General features: G+C 39.6%; 13 protein-coding genes and 1 riboswitch. Of the genes, 5 read left to right on the top strand and 8 right to left on the bottom strand.

Annotated elements, in window-relative coordinates:
* Window positions 1-151: 151 nt before the first annotated feature.
* The gene (pyk, locus tag ACI3ES_RS04430) at window positions 152-1,573 is read right to left on the bottom strand and encodes a pyruvate kinase (protein WP_004913124.1); all 1,422 of its coding nucleotides are present in this window, start codon (window positions 1,571-1,573) and stop codon (window positions 152-154) included.
* Window positions 1,574-1,668: 95 nt separating this feature from the next.
* Window positions 1,669-4,992 (bottom strand): DNA polymerase III subunit alpha, encoded by a 3,324-nt coding sequence (locus ACI3ES_RS04425; RefSeq protein WP_317211185.1) that lies wholly within the window; start codon window positions 4,990-4,992, stop codon window positions 1,669-1,671.
* A 119-nt stretch (window positions 4,993-5,111) separates the two neighbouring features.
* On the opposite strand from ACI3ES_RS04425, the gene ACI3ES_RS04420 reads away from it, so the two are divergent.
* Window positions 5,112-5,309 (top strand): YjzD family protein, encoded by a 198-nt coding sequence (locus tag ACI3ES_RS04420; protein WP_004913117.1) that lies wholly within the window; start codon window positions 5,112-5,114, stop codon window positions 5,307-5,309.
* 52 nt (window positions 5,310-5,361) lie between these two features.
* On the opposite strand, the gene pepT is transcribed toward ACI3ES_RS04420, so the two are convergent.
* From pepT to ACI3ES_RS04400, 4 genes are all read right to left on the bottom strand, one after another.
* Window positions 5,362-6,600 carry a peptidase T gene (gene pepT / locus ACI3ES_RS04415; protein WP_317211187.1) on the bottom strand — a complete coding sequence of 413 codons (1,239 nt, stop codon included), beginning with the start codon at window positions 6,598-6,600 and terminating at the stop codon, window positions 5,362-5,364.
* A gap of 4 nt (window positions 6,601-6,604) precedes the next feature.
* Window positions 6,605-7,432: a Nif3-like dinuclear metal center hexameric protein gene (locus ACI3ES_RS04410; protein ID WP_142511502.1), complete on the bottom strand. Its 828-nt coding sequence runs from the start codon at window positions 7,430-7,432 to the stop codon at window positions 6,605-6,607.
* Window positions 7,426-8,115 carry a class I SAM-dependent methyltransferase gene (locus ACI3ES_RS04405; protein ID WP_142511503.1) on the bottom strand — a complete coding sequence of 230 codons (690 nt, stop codon included), beginning with the start codon at window positions 8,113-8,115 and terminating at the stop codon, window positions 7,426-7,428. Before ACI3ES_RS04405 ends, ACI3ES_RS04410 begins: the two co-directional genes overlap by 7 nt.
* Before the next feature lie 69 nt (window positions 8,116-8,184).
* Complete coding sequence (locus ACI3ES_RS04400) at window positions 8,185-9,126, bottom strand: DMT family transporter (RefSeq protein ID WP_036068346.1); 942 nt, start codon at window positions 9,124-9,126, stop codon at window positions 8,185-8,187.
* A gap of 159 nt (window positions 9,127-9,285) precedes the next feature.
* A riboswitch (TPP riboswitch) is annotated at window positions 9,286-9,375 on the top strand.
* A 148-nt stretch (window positions 9,376-9,523) separates the two neighbouring features.
* Here ACI3ES_RS04400 and ACI3ES_RS04395 point away from each other — a divergent pair.
* From ACI3ES_RS04395 to ACI3ES_RS04380, 4 genes are read left to right on the top strand one after another with little or no spacing between them, the layout of a single operon-like run.
* Window positions 9,524-10,102 (top strand): ECF transporter S component, encoded by a 579-nt coding sequence (locus tag ACI3ES_RS04395; protein ID WP_004913103.1) that lies wholly within the window; start codon window positions 9,524-9,526, stop codon window positions 10,100-10,102.
* Complete coding sequence (locus ACI3ES_RS04390) at window positions 10,099-10,392, top strand: thiamine-binding protein (RefSeq protein ID WP_036068345.1); 294 nt, start codon at window positions 10,099-10,101, stop codon at window positions 10,390-10,392. The genes ACI3ES_RS04395 and ACI3ES_RS04390 overlap by 4 nt, the downstream gene beginning before the upstream one ends.
* Before the next feature lie 37 nt (window positions 10,393-10,429).
* The gene (locus ACI3ES_RS04385; RefSeq protein WP_036068343.1) at window positions 10,430-11,803 is read left to right on the top strand and encodes an ABC transporter ATP-binding protein; all 1,374 of its coding nucleotides are present in this window, start codon (window positions 10,430-10,432) and stop codon (window positions 11,801-11,803) included.
* Complete coding sequence (locus ACI3ES_RS04380; RefSeq protein ID WP_114666671.1) at window positions 11,803-12,444, top strand: energy-coupling factor transporter transmembrane protein EcfT; 642 nt, start codon at window positions 11,803-11,805, stop codon at window positions 12,442-12,444. Before ACI3ES_RS04385 ends, ACI3ES_RS04380 begins: the two co-directional genes overlap by 1 nt.
* Here the strand turns inward: ACI3ES_RS04380 and ACI3ES_RS04375 are convergent.
* On the bottom strand, window positions 12,401-13,189 hold the full coding sequence (locus ACI3ES_RS04375; protein WP_142511504.1) for a ribonuclease HII: 789 nt from the start codon (window positions 13,187-13,189) through the stop codon (window positions 12,401-12,403). The genes ACI3ES_RS04380 and ACI3ES_RS04375 overlap by 44 nt on opposite strands.
* Window positions 13,186-14,031 (bottom strand): ribosome biogenesis GTPase YlqF, encoded by an 846-nt coding sequence (ylqF, locus tag ACI3ES_RS04370; RefSeq protein WP_036068337.1) that lies wholly within the window; start codon window positions 14,029-14,031, stop codon window positions 13,186-13,188. The genes ACI3ES_RS04375 and ylqF overlap by 4 nt, the downstream gene beginning before the upstream one ends.
* Window position 14,032: the final 1 nt, after the last annotated feature.

Below are 14,032 nucleotides of genomic sequence, written 5' to 3'. Positions count from 1 at the left end.
ATTTCTAATTACTATCAATATTAACAGGTATACCAATTTCAGGAATTAATTATGGCAGGTTAGCTTACACGAACTTTCTGAAAATTTTTCAAAAAAACTACTGCTAAGCACATTCGCTTAACAGTAGTTTAAAGTGGATTAAAAAGTAATATTAAACAGTTTGAACAGTTAACATATTAGTCGTACCAGATTGTGACATTGGTACACCCGCTGCAATAACAATTGTATCACCAGTGTTAGCTAATCCTTGTTCTTTAACAGCCTTCTTAGCCAAATCAACCATTTCATCAATGGTCTGTGGCGCATCATAAACAACAGGCACCACACCATAATTCAAAGTCAAACCACGTTGCACGCGTTCTGAATAAGTAACGGCCAAGATGTTAACATCTGGACGGTGCTTTGAAACCATACGAGCTGTGTAACCAGAGTTAGTTGAAACAACAACGGCTTTAGCACCAACGTTACGTGCAATACGGGCAACAGATGCAGCCACGGCCTCAGTTGAGTCTGTTTCATCAAAGATGATGTCTTCATGACGGCCGTTTTCACGTAATGATGTTTCAGCTTTTTCATCGATAGCAGCCATTGTAGCAACTGCTTCAACTGGATAGTCACCATTTGCTGACTCACCTGATAGCATTGTGGCATCAGTACCATCAAACACAGCATTGGCAACATCGGAAGCTTCGGCACGTGTTGGACGTGGATTTTCTTCCATTGAGTCAAGCATTTGTGTTGCAGTAATAACTGGCAAACCAGCTTTGTTCATCTTACGAATCATGTCTTTTTGAACCAAAGGCACGTTTTCGGCAGGAATTTCAACACCCATGTCACCACGTGGTACCATCAAAGCATCTGAAACTTCCAAGATAGCATCAAGATTGTCAATACCTTCTTGTGATTCAATCTTAGGAATGATTTGAACATGTTCCATGTTCTTTTCCTTTAACAATGCACGAATTTCAAGCACGTCTTCAGGCTTACGAACAAATGAAGCTGCAATATAATTAATTTCGTGATCTAAACCAAAACGAATGTCATCGGCATCTTTTTCAGTGATACCTGGCAAATTAATTGAAACACCTGGTGCGTTAACACCCTTACGTGATCCCAAAATACCATCGTTATCAACACGAACAACCAACTCACGGTTAGCAGAGTCTTTTTCAATGACAGTTGTACCAAGCAAACCGTCGTCAAACAAAACTTGACCACCCTCTTTAACATCATCAAACAAGCCCGCATATGTAACAGCAATCTTGTCTTTTGTGCCTTCAAGGTTTTCATCCATTGCAATGCGCAAAGTATCACCAGTATGGAATTCAATTTTTCCATCGGCTTGCTTTGTTGTACGGATTTCGGCACCCTTAGTATCCAACAATAGACCTACTGTCTTACCAGTAATCTTTTCGGCTTCGTGAACTGCATTCATGCGACCCAAATGTTCTTCGTGGTCACCGTGTGAAAAGTTGAAACGGAACACATTGGCTCCAGCTTGGATCAACTTGACAATTGTTTCGACATCAGATGATGACGGACCAAGTGTTGAGACGATTTTCGTCTTTTTCATGGTTAAATAGCTCCTTAATTATCTTGGTTGTTGCTTGTGCAACTTTACCCAAACTCTATTTTATACATTCTTAAGCATTTGTACAAGTCATAATATCAACGAGTTTTTCTGAATATAACGTTTTCTTCGCCTATGATTGGCGCTACTTCAAGTATGATAACGGTTTCATCAGTCATCCAAAAAGATTCATCTAATTGTTGATTCTTACCCTCTTGTTGCCAGTGAATGATGACTGGATTATTACCATGATGTTTCGCTAATACCTTGATCAACTTTTTTCGATTATCTGGTGTGTCGTGCGCAACATCAAACTGCAAGTACCACGTTCCTTTTGAGTGTGGCTTTGTTATTGTTTGAATTTGATTTGCAACAATTGCTAATTCACCACGAGAATCTACCTCTGATTTGCCAATAAATTGAAGAACTGTACCAACATTTAAGATATTTTGAATGTTTTTAAACAAATTTGGAAAAATCGTGACACTAATAGCGCCTGTTAAGTCTGATATGGTAGCAAATGCCATATCATCACCTTTTTTTGTACGAATTTGTCGTATTTTATCCACAATTCCTAAAAAACGGACCGATTTATCTGGCACTGTTAAATCACCAATCAGGTTGTAATTTTCATTGAGGATTAACTCTCGGTAGGCGTCAAGCGGATGACCAGATAAATTGACACCGATGGCTTGCTTTTCGCGTTCTAATCTTTCTTGTAATGGTAATTCAGGAAATTTTTTAATTTTTGTTTCTTGTAAGATGAGGTCACCAAATGCCGCACCTTCAATCAAACTATTACTATTTTCAATCAATTCATTACGATTGTAACCAAATCCATCTAACGCGCCTGAATAAGCGAGTTGCGCTAATGTTTCTGTTTTCCGCATCTTTTCAGGCATTCTTCGTACAAACGACTGAATGGTTTGGAAGTTTCCTTGTTGTCGCTCATCTAGAACAGCCTTAACAAAATCGCTGCGAATACCACGAATGTTGTTTAATCCCATTTGCAGTTGACCATCATTGGATGTCCAAAATCGCTGCGATAAATTAATGTTCGGGGCTAAAACAACTATCCCTCGTGATTTAGCCTCAGACACATACTGCTGTACCTTGCGTTGATCACCGATATTAGCATTTAAAAGTGCCGTATAAAATGCAACAGGATAATGCGCTTTCATGTAGGCAAGTTGAAATGCTAATTTACTATATGCAACGGCATGAGAGCGATTAAAGCCATAATTAGCAAACTCATCAACATAGGAAAAAATTTTCTCAGCCTGAGCTTCAGTATGACCGTTTTTCGTTGCACCATCAATAAATTGCTCATGCAAAGCCTGCATTTTGTCTAGTTTCTTTTTGGACATAGCGCTACGTAAAACGTCAGCTTCACCTAGTGTAAAACCAGCATAGGTTTCAGCAACCAACATTACCTGCTCTTGATAAACAATAATACCAAATGTCGGTGCCAAAATTGTTTTTAGCGTTGGATCAGGAATAGTGACCAGTTCACGGCCATGACGACGCGCTACAAACTGGTGAATGTTTTGCGAAGGGCCAGGACGATATAAAGCATTAACGGCAACGATATGCTCAAACATCACCGGCTTCAAATCACGCAGGACGTGCTTAATACCAGAAGATTCAAATTGAAAGACACCGTTTGTATCACCTTTAGCAAACAACGCAATTGTTTGCTCGTCATCTAATGGAATTTGACTAATATCGAAGTTTTGTGGCAGGTGTTGCCGAGCGTGATATAGCGCTTGACTCAGGATAGTTAAATTTTGCAATCCCAAAATATCAATTTTCAGTAGGCCGAGTTGCTCAACAGTATCTTTTTCAAACTGTGTTAATAATCGCCCCTCAGTTCCTGACTGAACTGGTAATGTATTTACTAGTGGCCGAGCACTCAACACAACGCCTGCGGCGTGGGTAGAATAATTTTTGGGCAGTCCTTCAATTTGACGGGCCGTTTTGAGTAGCAAGTCACCATGATCAATCGTTTGAATGGTTGCTAATAATTTGGGCTCTTTTAAGGCTGACGCAATTGAAACTTTGCGACCGTTTTTACCATCCGGTATGCTAGAGCTCAATTTGCTCAATGTCGGTACCGTCAAACCAAAGACACGCCCAACATCTCGCAACGCTTGCTTAGCTGCCAACGTACCAAATGTGATAATCTGACCAAAATTACGTTTGCCATACTTTTGATGAAGATACTCAAAAACTGCCTCACGTTGGCTAGGTGGCCAATCAATATCAATATCAGGCATTTGAACACGTTCAGCATTTAAAAATCGCTCAAACAATAAATTGAATTGGATTGGATCTACATCCGTAATTCTTAAACTATAAGCAACCAAAGAACCGGCAGCAGACCCACGCCCCGGTCCAGTTTGAATATGATTATTTGAAGCAAAATTGACAATATCCCAAACAATCAAAAAGTAATCACTGAAACCAAGCTGATCAATAACATCTAATTCATGCGACAACCGTTTTTCATACTGTGCAACAGATACATCACGCTTTTGTAAACGCTTTTTGAGGCCGTCAAACGCAGTTTGTCTCAAAAATTGTGAACTACTTAACCCTTGTGGCGTTTGGAATGGTGGCAAAGCTGTCTCGGAAAACGAAATGGATACTTGGCTCTTTTGAACTAATTGTTCATTGGCTTGATAAGCTTTCTGCAAATCAGCGTTCGCTGCATAGGCCGACTGAATTGCTGAAATATCTTGTAAAATATGAGTACCACGTTGATGCGACATTGACACAATGTCCGTTAATTTGGAATTAGAGTCAATCGCCTTGAGTACTTGTGACGTAAAATCATCGTCAGGATTTAAATAATCAACGTCATCAGCCGCAATAATTTGCGTATTGTTTTTCTTACTGAATGCAATTAATTGTTCTTGCGTCTTTGGTGCCATTTGTGTATTAATGCCAAGGTATAAATGACTTGAATCAATTAACTGAATCAGTTGTTGCCAGTAATCACCAGTTGCTTCATACTCAGCACTAATCAATTGGCTAAGCTCACTTGTACTTGGCAAAATGACGTTGATGCCTGATAAATGATCGACTAAAGTTGAAAATAACATTTCAGAATCATTTGTCATGCGTGCTGAAGACAACCACATCAGATTCTGATACCCAGTTTGATTTTCGGCAATCAATACCAAAGGGAAAGTAGTGGCAGTATTGACTAAGCCATTCACCATTAATGTCAGTCCAAATAAAGGTTTAATCTGATATTTCTGAGCACTGCGATACCACGCAACTGCCCCATACATGACATTAACATCTGTCAACGCAACTGCCTCATAACCACGTGACTTAGCTGTCTGTAAAATTTGTTCAATTGTATTTGGATTTTTTAGTAAGCTATAACTGCTCAAAATCTGAAGCGGTGCGTACATTTTTCCTCCCTAATACGAACATCTGTTTTATTTACTTAATTATACAGGATTTTGTAGTAAATGGGTTGCACTTAATCAAATCTAAGTGTATTATAACTTTAAGTAAAGAGGTGAAAATTATGAAATATATCATGGTGGCCATTTGGTCGGCAATATTTGGCGAAATCCTAGGGTACATTGTTTCTCAACTAACTTTAGGAACTTATAACTACATTGGTGTCGCAGTTATTGCTATCGTTGTTGGAGAAGTTGCCCTCGTGGCAATTCCAGCTATTTCAGGTTCAGCAGCGCCTAAGGAAATATCATCTGAACAATAATTTCAATTCACATCATCACATCAAAAAAGAAGCCGATACGGCTTCTTTTTTATTACTTTTCTGCAGCGGCCAATGTCACAATTTCTAAAATAACATCTGTTGCCTGCTCCATAACAGTTGTGGAAACATATTCAAAGCGACCATGCATATTCTCGCCACCTGCAAAAATATTTGGCGTTGGTAGCCCCAAGAAAGTGATCTTTGAGCCATCTGTTCCGCCACGAACCGGTTCAATGATAGGTTTAATGTTTAACTTTTTCATTGCCTCTTCAGCTAACTCAACCGATTTCATATCATTTTTGAGCACTTCACCCATATTGTAATATTGATCATTGAGTGTCACTGAAATCCGATCCTCACCAAATTTTTGATTAAAAATTGCAGCGATATCCATTAACTTCTGCTTACGTGTTTCAAATATTGTACGATCATGATCTCTCACAATATAACGCATTGTTGCCGATTCTGGATTTCCTTCAATTGAGATGACGTGCCAAAAGCCTTCAACGCCTTCAGTATGTTCTGGGCGATCATGTACGGGCAATTCTGCATGAAAATCAAACGCCACTTGAATAGCGTTAATCATAGCATCTTTTGCTGTTCCTGGGTGCACGTTGCGTCCTTTAATATTGATTGTAGCGGCTGCCGCGTTGAAGGTTTCCCACTCTAATTCACCTAATGGGCCGCCATCCATCGTGTATGCAAAGTCTGCACCAAAAGCAGCAACATCAAAGTTATCTGCGCCAATACCAATTTCTTCATCAGGACCAAATGCAAAACGTAAATCACCATGCTTGATTTCTGGGTGAGCAATTAAATATGCTGCTGCTGTGATAATTTCAGCATCTCCGGCTTTGTCATCAGCACCCAAAAGTGTCGTACCATCGGTTGTGATTAACGTGTGCCCAACGTACTTTTTTAAACTTGGAAATTCAGACGGATTTAGTTCGTAACCACTTGTCCCAAGCTTAATGGCAGATTGGCCATCATAATCAGCAACAATTTGAGGATTCACATTGGCCCCATTGAAGTCAGCGGTATCTACATGGGCAATGAAACCGATTGTAGGTATGTTTGCATTTTCAATGTTACTTGACAGTTCGGCAAACACATAACCATCAGCCATAGTACGCACATTTTCAAGGCCAATGCGCTTCAATTCTTCAGCCAATTCAGCTAAAAACGCCACTTCTTTGGGCGAAGAAGGCACCGTCGTTGAATTTTCGTCTGACTGCGTATCAATTTTGACGTATTTCAAAAATCGGTCTGTTAGTTCTGGGTATTTTGTCATATTTTCACTCCTTTTTGGTCGACTGCTGCTGTCCGGACGGTCCCAAAATATACGTATAAGGATCTGTATTCAGCTTGGTGGCAAAAACATCAAGCTGGTCATCACACCATGCTTTTATTTGCTCAGCCATTTTTTGATTAGCAATGGCTTCCATGTGATGATCCGGATCAATGACTACAAAATCATCTGCTAAGATGTCATGGCCAACATGATAATATACATCAGCAGTAACAAAAGCATCAGCTCCTGATTGTTTAGCTGTTTGCCAAAATTTACCACCATCTCCACCTAGAACTGCCACCGTTGAAATGACACGATTAAGGTCATTGGCTATGACACGAACAGCTTCAACGTGAAAAATATCACGCATTTGTTTCGCAAAATTTGCTACTGTCAATGGTTTCTTTAACTTACCAATCCGACCTAATCCTGTTTTACCATCTGCATTAGGGATTAAAGGCACTGTGTGCTCAATATTAAGTGCTGCCGACAACCAATCATTCATCCCACCAAAAGCGTTATCCAAATTGGTATGTGATGCATAAACCACAATTTGATGGGTAATAAGATCTGCATACATTTGATTTTGTGGGACGGATAAATCTAAGTTTTTAGCTGGGAAAAACATTGCCTCATGATGTGCCCAAATGAAATCTACCTTAGCAGCAATGGCTTCCTTGACGACCTCAGTTCGCACATCTAATGTTGTCATAACGCGACTAATTTGTTGATTCGGATTACCAATTTGTAAACCAGTGGGGTCACCTGCTTCTGCCAAGGAAAGTGGCGCAAACTGTTCAATTTGATCAATTAATTCTTGTGCAATCACGATATCATCTCCTTGATACGATCATAAGTTGTTTGCCATTTTGTGTAGGTTGGCGTGTCTTGGTTGCCTGAATTTTCCAAATGCGCCAAAATAACTTTGATACGATCACATTCTTTTTGCCACTTGGCAACAAGAATTGGTGATTTTGATTGCAACAGATACGGACCAAAATCAATCTCACGCTCAGATAATTTGGATTCACCAGGCGTGGCAACGATCACTTCATAAAAATGCGAACCTTCCTGAACAATGTCTTCCGCTATAATCAAATAGTGATTGTTGTTTAACCATGATCTGACAACATTCTCATCAGTATTTGGTTGTAAAATCAAAGTATTGTACTGATGATTTTTTGACTGACCAGCTGACAAAATGTCTTGAATCAAAATCCCACCCATGCCAGCAATTACAACCGTGTCAACCTTATCAGCTATGTCAATGGCAGCTAAACCATTCGCTAATCGCGCCTCAAGTTTGCCATTCAGATGTCGTTTGTTAATTTCATGTTGAACATTTTCAAACGGCCCTTGAGCGACTTCACCAGCTATGGCATGCTGGACATGATTGTTCAAGATTAAATGTGCGGGTAAATAGGCATGATCTGAACCTATATCAGCAATTATTGCGCCTTGTGGCACATGTTTAGCCACCGCTTCAAGGCGTGGCGAAAGATGAATACTATCCATAATGTTCCCTAAAAAAATTTTTTTACTCCTATCAGTATAGCAAAAAAGCCAGCTACGCGCTGACTTTCCTTATCCAAATTTTATCAATAACACACCAATTGCCATCGCCATAATACCAAATATTTGAGCCCTTGTGACTTGTCTTTGCGGTGAACGCCACCAACCAAATTGTGTAACAGCCATTGATCCAACGATTGAACCAAATAAGCCCAAAGTAACTGTTACCCCCGTACCAAGTTGTGGGACTAAATAGGCGGCTGCAAAAACAAATGCAGCACCTAATACACCGCCAATGAACAACCAAAACGGCTGCCCATTCGCATGAAATTCTTTTGGCAAAAAGGACTTATCACGAATAATCACAACCAGAAGAATCAAGATTGTGCCTGTCAAAAAAGAAAACACCGAGGCTCCGACTGAGGAATGCATTAATTGGCCAAAGTGGCCATTAATGGCTTGTTGAATAGCTGAAATAGCACCTGCCACTATCCCCCACAAACGCCATAAATTCAACGTAACGGCATTTTCATGATCTTTGTCGCTTTTTTCTTCAATTTTAGCAACCCCACGGCTGGCCAACACAACAGCAATGTAAATACCTAAGAATAAAATCAAAATTCCCATAGACTTAAGCCATGTCAAAGGATGCTGCTGTGCCCCAAAAAGCCCAAAGATATCAATCACTTCTCCCATCAAAACTTGACCTAAAATGGGCAAAATAATCGTTTGAATTGCCCCTAATTTGGGAAACATTAAAATGTTAGATGTTAAAAAGAAGACACCCAAAATTCCGCCCAACCAAATCCACCACGGGTTATGCGATAAAACAGTGCCAATAGGAACAATGTGTTGATTGGTCCCCAAAAAGACGGCGATCAGAAATATTGTCCCGACTGAAAATGAAATTAAACTCGACCTAAATGGTGAACGTACCGCTGCACCTAATTTTGCATTAATAGCACTTTGATTAGCTAATAAAAATCCAGCAGCCAATCCAATAAAATAAAGCATCTCAATACTACTCCTAAATATAACTTTTTTAATTTTAACTCATGCGTAATAAGTATACCCATAGGTGCCGTTTTTGCAAGCCAAACGACTTTCATCTATTGCAGGTAAAAATGGATTGTGGTACACTCTGTTTGTGAGATAATCACAAACAATTGAAAACACCAAAGTCTGGGGTGCCGAATGGCTGAGATAATACCCATATAACCTGATCTAGATCGTACTAGCGTAGGGAGATTTACTTGAATATTAATTCTATACAGACACAAGCTACTAATCGTCAGTCTGTTTTAGCATTTGTAATTGATATTATGTCAAAGCCAATCTTCCTATGGAGATTGGCTTTTTGTATGTCTAACCTCATTGCGGTGTTTTCACAACAAATTCGGAGGTGTGCAACATGCATACAAAATGGTCACTACGTGACGTTATCTTTATCGCGCTCATCGCGGTGTTTTTCGGTTTTATTTTCTGGGCTTGGGCATTTGCTTATAACGTCATTGCAGCAATATTAACGCCTATGGGTTTAAGTCCATATGCTAATGATGCAACAATTGGTCCATGGTTAATGGCTGGTCCAATGGCGGGCTACATCATTCGTCGTGCCGGTGCTTCGATTATTGGCGAAACGCTTGCCGGCACAATTGAAATGGTTTTTGGTTCACAATGGGGCGTCATGAACATCGTTGCTGGCGCTATTCAAGGACTGGGAACCGAAATTGGATTTGCTATTTTTGGTTACCGTCGCTGGGATAAAACTAGCTTAACTGCTTCAGTCATTACCGTCACAATTGTAACCTTTGGTTGGGACCTACTTCGTAATGGCTATGCACAATATTCGTTTGGTCTACTAGTTGGTTTGTTTATCACTCGCCTGATTTCATCAGCCATTTTTGCTGGTGTCATTGTTTACTTCACGCAAAAGCTAATTGCTAAATCAGGTATCTTAACAACGCATCAATCAGAGGTGATCTCATGATTTCAAGTATTGCTGTTCAAGTTTTGCCAATGACTGCAAATGAAAACGATGTTATTAAAATCGTTGATCACGTCATCGCTTACATTGATGCTAGTGGTGTTAATTACCAAGTTGGTGCGTTTGAATCAACATTAGAAGGTGATTATGATCAACTGATGTCACTTTTAGCACAATTGCCAAAAGTGGCTGCTGAAATCACAGACATACCTGTAATGGTTTATAGCAAAATCAACATGGCAACCACAAGTGATGTGCTTACAATAGCAAAAAAAACAGATAAATATAAATAAAGCGGTGTTTTCCGCGTACATAGGATATTCTAAACCGATGATTGTTACTCTAGAACATATTAATTTAAGCTACGACAAAACAAAAATATTTAACGACTTGACACTATCCATTCCAGAAAATAGTTTCAATCTTTTAATTGGACCATCAGGTATTGGTAAATCAACATTGTTAAAAATCATTGCCGGTTTATTCCCTCAACTTAAAGGCACTGTTTTGGTTGACAATACCGCCATTAGCCAGTTACCAGCTAATCAGAGAGCACAGCATGTTGGTTTTTTATTTCAAGATCCCGACACACAGTTTGCGATGCCTACCCCTTTTGAGGAATTGACGTTTACACTAGAAAACTTACAAATTCCGGCTGATGAAATAGCTAAACGTGCGACGGCGGCACTTGAATTTGTCGGCATCAAACAACTAGCCGACCAACAGATTGCCACGCTTTCAGGTGGTGAAAAGCAAAAAGTTGCTTTAGCAATAATTGTCGCAATGAAAAGTAAATTGTTGCTATTAGATGAACCTTTCGCCAATGTCGATATAATAGCACGGCAGGAAATTTTAAAAAAAATAAAAACATTGCAGGCTGATGGCGTTACCATTCTTGTGGCAGATCATGATTTTTCAGGTTATCAAGACATTGTAAACAATGTATGGGAAATTCAACATCAAACAATCTCAACACTTGAACATGATCAATTTATGCAACGCATTTCCAAACCACAACATCATATTTTTAAAACAACCAATGAGGGTATTTTTGAACTGACTCATTTTAAATTATCGGCCGAAAAAAGGACATTAATCACTGTTCCCCAACTCTTGATTGGTGCACCTGGCATTACCCTTCTAACTGGCGCAAATGGTAGTGGCAAATCAACTTTATTTAATGCGTTAACTAAATTGAAATCTTTTGATGGGCAGATAACTTATCAATCAAAAAATATTCAAAAATTAAAAGTTGCACAATATGTTCAAAAAGTGGCGCTATTATTTCAAAGTCCCGAGCGCCAGTTTCTTAGAATGACCGTCGATGAAGAATTAGCGTTGAGCTACCAACATAGCCAACATCAATCATTTTGGTCTTCCAAAGTAATTGATCATTATCTCACGCGCCTCAATCTTAATCATTTACGTCAACACATTGTCTATCAACTTTCTGGTGGCCAAAAGAAAAAGCTGCAACTGTTACTGATGTTAATTGTTGGCACGCCCGTTTTGTTGCTTGACGAACCAATTGCTGGACTTGATGTTGCCTCAGTACGTGTAGTCTCTGAAATATTACAAGAAATTTCGGCTCAAGGTAAGCAGCGTTTCATCATTATTAGTCACCAACTGGATGCCTTACTACCAGTCATTAACTACCATCTACACCTTGATCACCAAACATTATACTATCAGGAGCAACTTTAATGAATTCCGGTGTTAAATTCGTCTTTATTTTAATCGTCAGTATTGAATTAACCTTTATATTAAACGCCCGTATTAATTTTATAGTAGCGATCGTTGCTGCAATTTATTTAATGCTATCAAGATTAACATGGCAACGCTATTTATTGCTCGTGCTAATGCCTATTTTGCCCGTTTTGGGTGCATGGACATCATTTAATACGTATGGCACTCACAACATGGCAATCGTCATGGCGACCCGTATTGTGGCTTACATTTATCTTGGTGCTGCTTTCTCATTTACAACGAACATGGTTGATTTATTAAATACGCTAGAGCAAAAGTGGCATTTACCAACGACCTTTGTCTACGGATTACGAGGTGCACTGACATTCGTCCCCCGCGTCAAACAAGAAATCAAAACAATCCATATCGCTGCTCTCATGAGAGGTGAACACTTATCATTTTATTCACCTCAATTATTTTTCAAAGCGATTTTGGTTTCTCTGCAATGGTCAACACGGTTATCAACGGCAATGGTTTCACATGGTTTTACAGAAAATGCACCACGCACTCATTTTCAGTCGATTATCATACAAAAAAGAGACTGGCTAATAGCTATCAGTCTCTTGGTGATTTTGCAATTGATGATTGCATATCTTTAATTGGTGCAAACGTTTTGCGATGAATTGGCGTGATGCCTTTCGTTTCAATGGCTTGGAGATGTTCTTTTGTCCCGTAACCGGCGTTTCTCTCGAAGCCATAACCGGGATATTTTAGACCATAGTCAGTCATTAGACGGTCCCTGGTGACTTTTGCCACGATACTAGCAGCGCCAATACTATTACTACGTGCATCACCTTTAATGAGAAACTCTTGCGGGATATCAAGGTCCAACCGCATAGCATCAATCAATAGCACCTCGGCTTTAAGCTGTAATTTAGAAACAGCAATCGTCATCGCCATGCGAGCTGCTTCATAAATATTAATGTCGTCGATGGTAGCAGCTTCGACCTCTCCAATGCCAACAGCCAGAGCCTGTGTCATAATTTTTTCGTACAAATCTAATCGCTTCTTAGCCGATAATTGTTTTGAATCAATGACGTCTATAACATTGAAATTATGAGGTAAAATCACGGCTGCTGCAATTACTGGTCCTGCTAATGGTCCACGACCAACTTCATCAATCCCTGCAATATTGTCGTAGCCTTGTTCCCAATATTGTCGTTCAATATCAAATCTATGCACAAATGCAGTCTGTTTTTTAGCCGTCCTGTCTTGGCTTTTCCGCCAATTCTGGATGGCTTTTTGCACGCCTACGCGTGAATCTTGCTGCCAAACTAATAACCGTTCATCATCAGGTGATATCGTCTCAAGTTGTGTCCGAATTGCCTTTATTGTCTCACTCATATATCAATCAAATCCAGTGTAAATGCACCCAACTTATTTTTTCGCAAGTCGTTTAATAATCGTTCACTTGCCTTATCATAATCATCTTTGAAACCAAGTTTTGCCGTAATTGCTAACAAAACATCGACATTCTCTTGCTCAAAAATATCGGCTGACAAATGATAACGTTCAATCACGGCTTCAGGACGATAATGCCTGAAGAAAGCAATTAGAAAAAGCGCGGCGTCATCTTTGGCAAAAATTGTATCCTTGACAGCACCAGTTAAGGACAATTTCATACCGATTGTTTGATCTTCAAATTTTGGCCACAAAACACCAGGCGAGTCTAGTAATTCTAACTTAGTTGGGGTTTTCAGCCAAGCCACTTTTTTGGTGACACCTGGTCGATCGGCAGTCGGTGCAACATTTTTCATCACTAAATGATTTAGCAACGTTGATTTACCAACATTGGGGACACCAGTAATCATTGCACGTATTGGTTGATCTTGGATACCACGTGCCAACTGGGCTTCTTTTTTTGCTTCAACAGCCCTTCTAGCGGCTTTAGTAACTAATTGCGGTGTTCGTGGATCACGCGTATCCAACACCAGAACTGTATAACCCTGTTCTTCGAATTTTTTTTTCCAAGCACGCGTTTGTTCTGGGTCAGCTAAGTCCGCCTTCGTCATAATCAACAATCGTGGTTTTTGACCAATTAGTTTATCAATCTCGGGATTACGTGAGCTTTCCGGAATTCGTGAATCAACTAATTCAAAGACAACATCTACTAATTTTAAGTTTTCTCGCATTAAACGGAAGGCTTTGGCCATATGACCAGGAAACCACTGAATAATTTGTGCCATT

This window comes from Leuconostoc falkenbergense, assembly GCF_045801155.1.
Classification (GTDB): Bacteria; Bacillota; Bacilli; order Lactobacillales; family Lactobacillaceae; genus Leuconostoc; species Leuconostoc falkenbergense.
This window is presented reverse-complemented; position numbering and strand designations above follow the sequence as displayed.